General features: G+C 62.7%; 7 protein-coding genes and 1 pseudogene. 7 read left to right on the top strand and 1 reads right to left on the bottom strand.

The window, feature by feature from the left end:
• Positions 1 to 419, bottom strand: a pseudogene (locus WBQ44_RS07775) (hypothetical protein); the annotation flags it as partial.
• A gap of 190 nt (positions 420 to 609) precedes the next feature.
• Here WBQ44_RS07775 and WBQ44_RS07770 point away from each other — a divergent pair.
• The 7 genes from WBQ44_RS07770 to WBQ44_RS07740 form a co-directional block, all read left to right on the top strand.
• Complete coding sequence (locus WBQ44_RS07770) at positions 610 to 1902, top strand: adenylosuccinate synthase (RefSeq protein WP_495566139.1); 1293 nt, start codon at positions 610 to 612, stop codon at positions 1900 to 1902.
• Between the two features lie 334 nt (positions 1903 to 2236).
• The gene (locus WBQ44_RS07765; RefSeq protein ID WP_495566138.1) at positions 2237 to 2785 is read left to right on the top strand and encodes an alternate-type signal peptide domain-containing protein; all 549 of its coding nucleotides are present in this window, start codon (positions 2237 to 2239) and stop codon (positions 2783 to 2785) included.
• Between the two features lie 77 nt (positions 2786 to 2862).
• The gene (locus WBQ44_RS07760) at positions 2863 to 3333 is read left to right on the top strand and encodes a hypothetical protein (protein WP_495566137.1); all 471 of its coding nucleotides are present in this window, start codon (positions 2863 to 2865) and stop codon (positions 3331 to 3333) included.
• Positions 3330 to 3944, top strand: a complete 615-nt coding sequence (locus WBQ44_RS07755; RefSeq protein ID WP_495566136.1) for a signal peptidase I — start codon at positions 3330 to 3332, stop codon at positions 3942 to 3944. Before WBQ44_RS07760 ends, WBQ44_RS07755 begins: the two co-directional genes overlap by 4 nt.
• On the top strand, positions 3941 to 4435 hold the full coding sequence (locus WBQ44_RS07750) for a phosphoheptose isomerase family protein (RefSeq protein WP_495566135.1): 495 nt from the start codon (positions 3941 to 3943) through the stop codon (positions 4433 to 4435). Before WBQ44_RS07755 ends, WBQ44_RS07750 begins: the two co-directional genes overlap by 4 nt.
• The gene (locus WBQ44_RS07745) at positions 4432 to 5031 is read left to right on the top strand and encodes a SipW-dependent-type signal peptide-containing protein (RefSeq protein ID WP_495566134.1); all 600 of its coding nucleotides are present in this window, start codon (positions 4432 to 4434) and stop codon (positions 5029 to 5031) included. The genes WBQ44_RS07750 and WBQ44_RS07745 overlap by 4 nt, the downstream gene beginning before the upstream one ends.
• Positions 5028 to 6252 (top strand): signal peptidase I (locus WBQ44_RS07740; RefSeq protein ID WP_495566133.1); only part of this gene is annotated, 1225 nt, incomplete at its 3' end. The genes WBQ44_RS07745 and WBQ44_RS07740, both read left to right, overlap by 4 nt.

Raw genomic sequence — 6252 nt, 5'->3', positions numbered from 1 at the left:
ACGTAGGCCTCGCCCTCGAGCGATCCACCGGCCGGGCCCTCGACAAGCGCGTGCCCCACGACGACCTTGCCTGCGTCATCGCGAATCAGCGGCGTCGGGCTCGCAGTACCGGTGATGGCGACTTTCGCCGCGCGCGACCCCGTACCGAGTCGGTAAATATGCGCTGCGGCCGTCGTGGCCTCAGGGACGAACGCGACCTCGAAGTGCAGTCGTTCCGTCCGCATGAGGCGCGTCAGAACTGCCGCGAGCGAGGCGTCGTTACCCAGAACGATGACGCGGGGGTCTTTCGCAGTGCCGATGTCGGAGAACAGCGAGGCGCATTCGTCGTCGGTGGGGACGCTCGACGCCGAGGTGAGTGGTACGTCCGTCAGCGAGATCGGCAGCGGCGGGTTTCCGCATTGCAGGACGAACGGTGTCACAGTGCTCCCCAAATCGGCCGACTGCTCGGGGCGTGCCCCCTCGAGCGCATGACGTGCTCTTGTCCGAGACCACCGTAGCGCCATGACGGGTGACGCATCGCCTCGGCTAGACTGACGCCCCGGCCTGCCTGCACACCTGGCAGCAACCTCCGCTCATGTCATTGCACGCGAAGAAACACCAGGAGAGCACATGCCGGCGATAGTCCTGATCGGCGCCCAGTGGGGCGACGAGGGCAAAGGCAAAGCCACCGATCTGTTCGGCGAACGACTTCAATGGGTCGTCCGATACCAGGGCGGCAACAATGCCGGGCACACCGTGGTGCTTCCGAACGGCGACAAGTTCGCCCTCCACCTGATCCCCTCGGGGATCCTGACGCCCGGCGTGAAGAACATCATCGGCAACGGCGTCGTCGTCGACCCGGGCGTGCTGCTGACCGAACTGCAGGGCCTCGAAGACCGCGACGTGGACACCTCCGGACTGCTGCTCAGCGCCGATGCGCACCTGATCATGCCGTACCACGTGGCCATCGACAAGGTCACCGAACGCTTCCTCGGAGCCCGCAAGATCGGCACCACCGGCCGCGGTATCGGACCCTGCTACCAGGACAAATTCGCTCGCGTCGGCGTCCGCGCTGCCGACGTTCTCGACGAGAACATCCTGACGCAGAAGGTCGAAGCGGCCCTCGAGTTCAAGAACCAGGTGCTCTCGAAGATCTACAACCGCAAGGCGCTCGACCCGCAGCAGGTGGTCGACGAGGTCCTCGGTCAGGCCGAGAAGTTCAAGCACCGCATCGCCGACACCAGGTTGGAACTGAACTTGGCCTTGGAGCGGGGCGAGACCGTGTTGCTCGAAGGCTCGCAGGGCACCCTCCTCGACGTCGACCACGGCACCTATCCGTTCGTGACGTCCTCCAACCCGACCGCAGGCGGCGCAGCAGTCGGTTCCGGGATCGGGCCGAACAAGATCACCACAGTGCTCGGCATTCTCAAGGCGTACACCACCCGCGTCGGCTCGGGGCCCTTCCCGACCGAGCTGTTCGACAACTCCGGTGAATACCTCGCCAAGCAGGGAGGCGAGGTCGGCGTCACCACCGGCCGTGCCCGTCGCACCGGATGGTTCGACGCCGTCATCGCTCGCTACGCCACCCGCGTCAACGGCATTACCGACTATTTCTTGACCAAGCTCGACGTGCTCTCCAGCCTCGACACCGTCCCCATCTGTGTCGCGTACGAGGTCGACGGCGAACGCCTCGAAGAGATGCCGATGACGCAAACCGGTTTCCACCACGCAAAGCCGATCTACGAAGAAATGCCCGGCTGGTGGGAAGACATCTCCGGCGCCCGCAAGTTCGAAGACCTCCCGCAGAATGCACAGAATTACGTCCTGCGTCTCGAAGAGCTTTCCGGTGCGCACATGTCGTGCATCGGCGTCGGGCCCGGCCGCGACCAAACCATCGTGCGCAGGGACATTCTCGGCTCCTGAATTGCGACTCTGATTTTCCATTTCCATCCCGCGGGACCGGTCGGTTTCGAGGTGCTTAATGAAAACAACAGCCGCTTTATCTTGCATAAAGCGGCTGTTGTTGTGTTGCAACGTTATTGACGATCGGTGCAACGGAGCTGCGCAGCGCTTGGATGGGTATTTCGGAGCGAACAAACCCTTTGACTTTTCTTTGCGCAGTGCTAACGAAGCGGTGTTTGCGTTCGACAAGTTGGGTATCGCATTCGCGTGCGGAGGCCGTAGGCCGCTTCGATGACGATCGAAGTCACCCATGCAGGGTCCGAAACAGTCGGGCCGTGAACAGAAAGTCGATCGTATGAACAAGGCAACCAAAGGCGCAGTCGCAGCAGGCGGTGCAGCAGTTCTTCTCCTCGGCGGGCTCGGATCGTTCGCACTGTGGCAGGACAGCACCGACACCGAGGGCGGCACCATCACCTCGGGTGAACTCGACATCGAGCCGGACGGCACTCCCGTGTGGCGCGAAATCTCCGGTGATGTCAACGCGGCGAGTGTGATCGACCCGGTCACGTACCGAATTGTTCCCGGTGACATCATCGAATTCACCGCCGACTACAACATTCTCGCCGAGGGTGACAACCTCCTGGCGGACCTGAAGGCAGACACGGCCACCATCACCGGTGACGCAGCCTTGCGTTCCGCTATCGGAACGCCGACGGTAACGGCGACGTCCGGTGGGACTCAACTACCGACAGATGGAACATCTGCCCGCATCACGTCTGAAGACCAGGACGTACAGGTCAAGGTAACTTTTACGTTCAATGAGGCGACCACCGACCAGATCGCGCAGAACGAGACGCTCAACCTCGAGAACTTCACGCTCGATCTCGTGCAGGTTCGTCCGTAACCAACGCGATGAAGCACGGCAGGTTATGGGCCTTTGCAGCGGCGTCCGTCCTTGTGCTGGCCTTCGGGTCGGCGCAAGTGACGGACGCGCTGTGGCAGGACGAGCAGGTGATAGCCGGCGGCAGCATCCGCTCGGGAACGCTGGATATCCGCGTGGGTCCGGTCGGCGCGGAGGTGAATGAATTCGTACTTACCTCGCTGGGAGGCAACAACCTCGGACCCAACCGCTTTTCGCAGGCACCGCTGTCGGTCAAGAACGCGGGAACCACCGCTATGACCTACCGACTTCAAAGCGCTTCGCAGAGCGGGGCATTGCCGTTGACGCTCAGGGCTTCGCGCGTGAACGCGGTTGCCGATTGTCCTGCGGGCGCTGCGCCGACCAACGCGACGTCGTTGTACGACGGGCCTCTGGGATCGGCACAGTCGTCGGCGAGGCCCCTCGCATCCGGTGCCAGCGAAGTGTGGTGTTTTCGAGTGACGTTGGGAGACAACCCGCCTCAGAATGCAACGTCGACCGTCAAACTCTCCTTCAGAGCGGACCAGGCATGAACGACGACACCGGTATAACTCCGGCCGTCCGCGCGGACCGAAACAAGCATGTGGCGGAGAATTCGGACGAACACACTGGCGTGTGGTGGTGGACGACGAACATTCTGTCGTACACGCTCCTCGCAGCAATGATCGCGATACTGGCCGCGACCATCGTGGTTCCCTTCGTTGCCGGCGCAACGCCATACACCATTCTCACCAGTTCCATGAAGCCCACCTACCCGCCTGGTTCCCTCGTCGTCGTCAAACCAGCCGAGGGTCGCGACATCGCTGTTGGTTCGCCCATCACCTATCAAATGCGTTCGGGAGAACCGGAAGTGGTCACGCACCGCATCGTCGCAGTACGTCAGAGCGGAGCGGGAGAGCGAACCTTCATCACGCGTGGAGACAACAACGATGTCGACGACGAAAATCCGGTGAAGCAGGAGCAAATCCGCGGAAAAGTGTGGTACTCGATTCCTTACCTGGGTTACGCCAATAATTGGCTCAATGGCGACAAACGCACCATCACGGTGACGGTTATTGCATCCGGTCTTGGGCTCTACGCGCTGTGGATGTTCGTCAGCGCTGCAGTGGACCACAGGAAGCGACGGGGAAGTGCGACGCCATGACTCGCCGGGTGTCGCAAGGTCTGACCGCGTTGTGTGCTGCTGTCGTCGTCGCGCTGCTCGGGTCGGGTTCACCCCACTCGGAGACCATCGATCACAGCGAAAACGACGGATTGTGGTCGACCTCGTTGGAGGGTCCCATGTTCGACCGCAATATCCGATGGGTACCGGGCGACACCCGTACGGCCGAATTTCGAGTTCGGAACGGCACCGACGAAGACGGTAACTTGTCGATCCATGTGGACGGTCCGGATTCCGTACGAGCGGAATCGTTTTCGGTAGGACTGGGCAGCGCAATGGCCAGGTGCGCGGACATAGTGATCCCCGCGGGCAGCGAACGAGCTGTGGTCGCCACGGTGCACATGTCCGACCTGGCGACCGACGAGACGCAGAAGAAGCAGGCCGAACTCGACGTAGTTCTGCAGTGGGGTGAGGGCGGAGCAACGTCGCCCTGTGTGCCGGCGTTCGACGAAACGAAAGATGGAGAGCGATGATGGCGAGCCTGGGCAAGCAGAGCGGGGCACGCGTGCGCGGCCGCGCAATGGCGAAGGCACTCGTCGGTGCGCGAGCGCGGGCACTCATGTCGATCGGGATCGTCCTCGGACTGGGTGCCGTCGGGACCATGGCTGCGTGGAACGATTCTTCCACGGCCACCTCCGGGGCCTTCACGACAGGTCTCATCGACATCAAACTGGGTAATCCAGCGGTCGATGCCAATCCTCCCGCCTTCGCCACCGCGCTGACCAGCCCAAATCTGGGCCCGGGCACTACAGTCAGCGCGCCACTCGTAGTGTCGAACTCGGGGAGCATCGGCTTCAACTACACGATCAAAGTCACCGCTACCAACCAGGCGCTCGGCACGTTGTTGAACAGCTCGGTGTATGCCGCAGCAACTTGCACGGGTACAGCGAGCACGGTTAACAGTCTGGCCGGAACCAAAACGTTCCCGAACTTGACCCGTTCGGTTCCCGTCGGCGGTACCGACCAACTGTGCATCAGCGTCACGCTGCCCACCACCGCCGTGTTGCCCGACCCCCCGGTGACAGGCAACATCGTCTACACCTTCGACGCGGTATCGGTGGCGGCATGATCGGTACCCAAGAGGCAGTTGACTCCGTCGGGGGCGACCCATCCGGCCGTCGGCGCAATGCTGTCGTTCGCGAAACCGCTCTGACGATCGGCGCAATCGCAGGTCTGCTCTGCGTGCTGGCGACAGCAGCAGCACTGTTCTTCGGCATAACTCCTCTTGTGTTCCGTTCGGGATCGATGTCGCCGGCCATCGACACCGGCGCGCTGGCGCTCGCCAAAGACACCCCGGCGACCGAATTGCGCGTCGGCGACATCGTCAACGTCACCAACACCGCCGGTACCGCGATCACCCACCGCATCGTGTCCGTGGAAGCGCCGGGCTCGAACGCGGTCACCCTCACGCTGAAAGGTGACGACAATGACGATGCCGACACGGAGACCTATGTGGTCTCCGACGCCAAACGCGTCATCTTCAGCGTCCCGAAGCTCGGTTACATCGTCACCTGGCTCAGTGGCCCGGTGGCCGTGTTCACCGGCGGCGTGTTGGTCGGCGTCCTACTGATGATCGCCTGGCGTCCGAGTGGCGCACGCGGCAATGGCAAGGAAGAGGCGAGCGATGAGACCGTGGTCGAACCGCCCCCCGAGCCGACCGGGCGCCACAGTAGGGGAACGCTGGGTGTTCTTGCCGTGTTGAGCACAATCGGAGCACTGGGGCTGGCCTCGGCTAACACCCCCACAACCCTCGCTCGGGGTGCCGACAGCGCACCAGCGTCCAGCGGAAGCTTCACCGTCGGTGCCGGAGTGGTGTTGGCACCCACTGACTTGACGTGCACGACTCTGCGGCCCGGGCTAGGTCTGACACCGTCGGCTCAACTGACGTGGAAGTCGTCGGGGCAAAATTTCACATATCGGATTGTTTTGACCAAGGCCGGGTCGCCCGACGTTGTTATCAACGTGGGAACGAAGGCGGCAATGGGAACGGTCATGACATACAACGTGCAGAACGGTAATGGTGGACTGATCAATGCTGCGCCACTGAGCGGCACCTATACCGCAAGCGTCCGGGCGGTATCGGGTCAGAAAGTGTCGGGGCCGACCACAACGCTGCCGATCTCGTTCAACCCCGGCGTGATCGGTGTCTTGCCCAGCGCTCAGTGCGGAACGGTAGCGCCGGCGGCTCAGGCTGCACCCGCGGCTCCCGCCACCACCACAACCCCACCGACGGCGACGACGGTAGCCCCGACAACGGTTTCATCCGCACCCGCACCCGCACCCGCACCCG

This window comes from Rhodococcus sp. (in: high G+C Gram-positive bacteria), assembly GCF_049591685.1.
In the GTDB taxonomy this organism is placed as follows: domain Bacteria; phylum Actinomycetota; class Actinomycetes; order Mycobacteriales; family Mycobacteriaceae; genus Rhodococcoides.
This window is presented reverse-complemented; position numbering and strand designations above follow the sequence as displayed.

Coding starts and splice junctions, on each gene's coding strand:
- WBQ44_RS07745 (WP_495566134.1), top strand. CDS start 4,432: ATGATGGCGAGCCTGGGCAAGCAGAGCGGGGCACGCGTGCGCGGCCGC.
- WBQ44_RS07755 (WP_495566136.1), top strand. CDS start 3,330: ATGAACGACGACACCGGTATAACTCCGGCCGTCCGCGCGGACCGAAAC.
- WBQ44_RS07750 (WP_495566135.1), top strand. CDS start 3,941: ATGACTCGCCGGGTGTCGCAAGGTCTGACCGCGTTGTGTGCTGCTGTC.
- WBQ44_RS07770 (WP_495566139.1), top strand. CDS start 610: ATGCCGGCGATAGTCCTGATCGGCGCCCAGTGGGGCGACGAGGGCAAA.
- WBQ44_RS07765 (WP_495566138.1), top strand. CDS start 2,237: ATGAACAAGGCAACCAAAGGCGCAGTCGCAGCAGGCGGTGCAGCAGTT.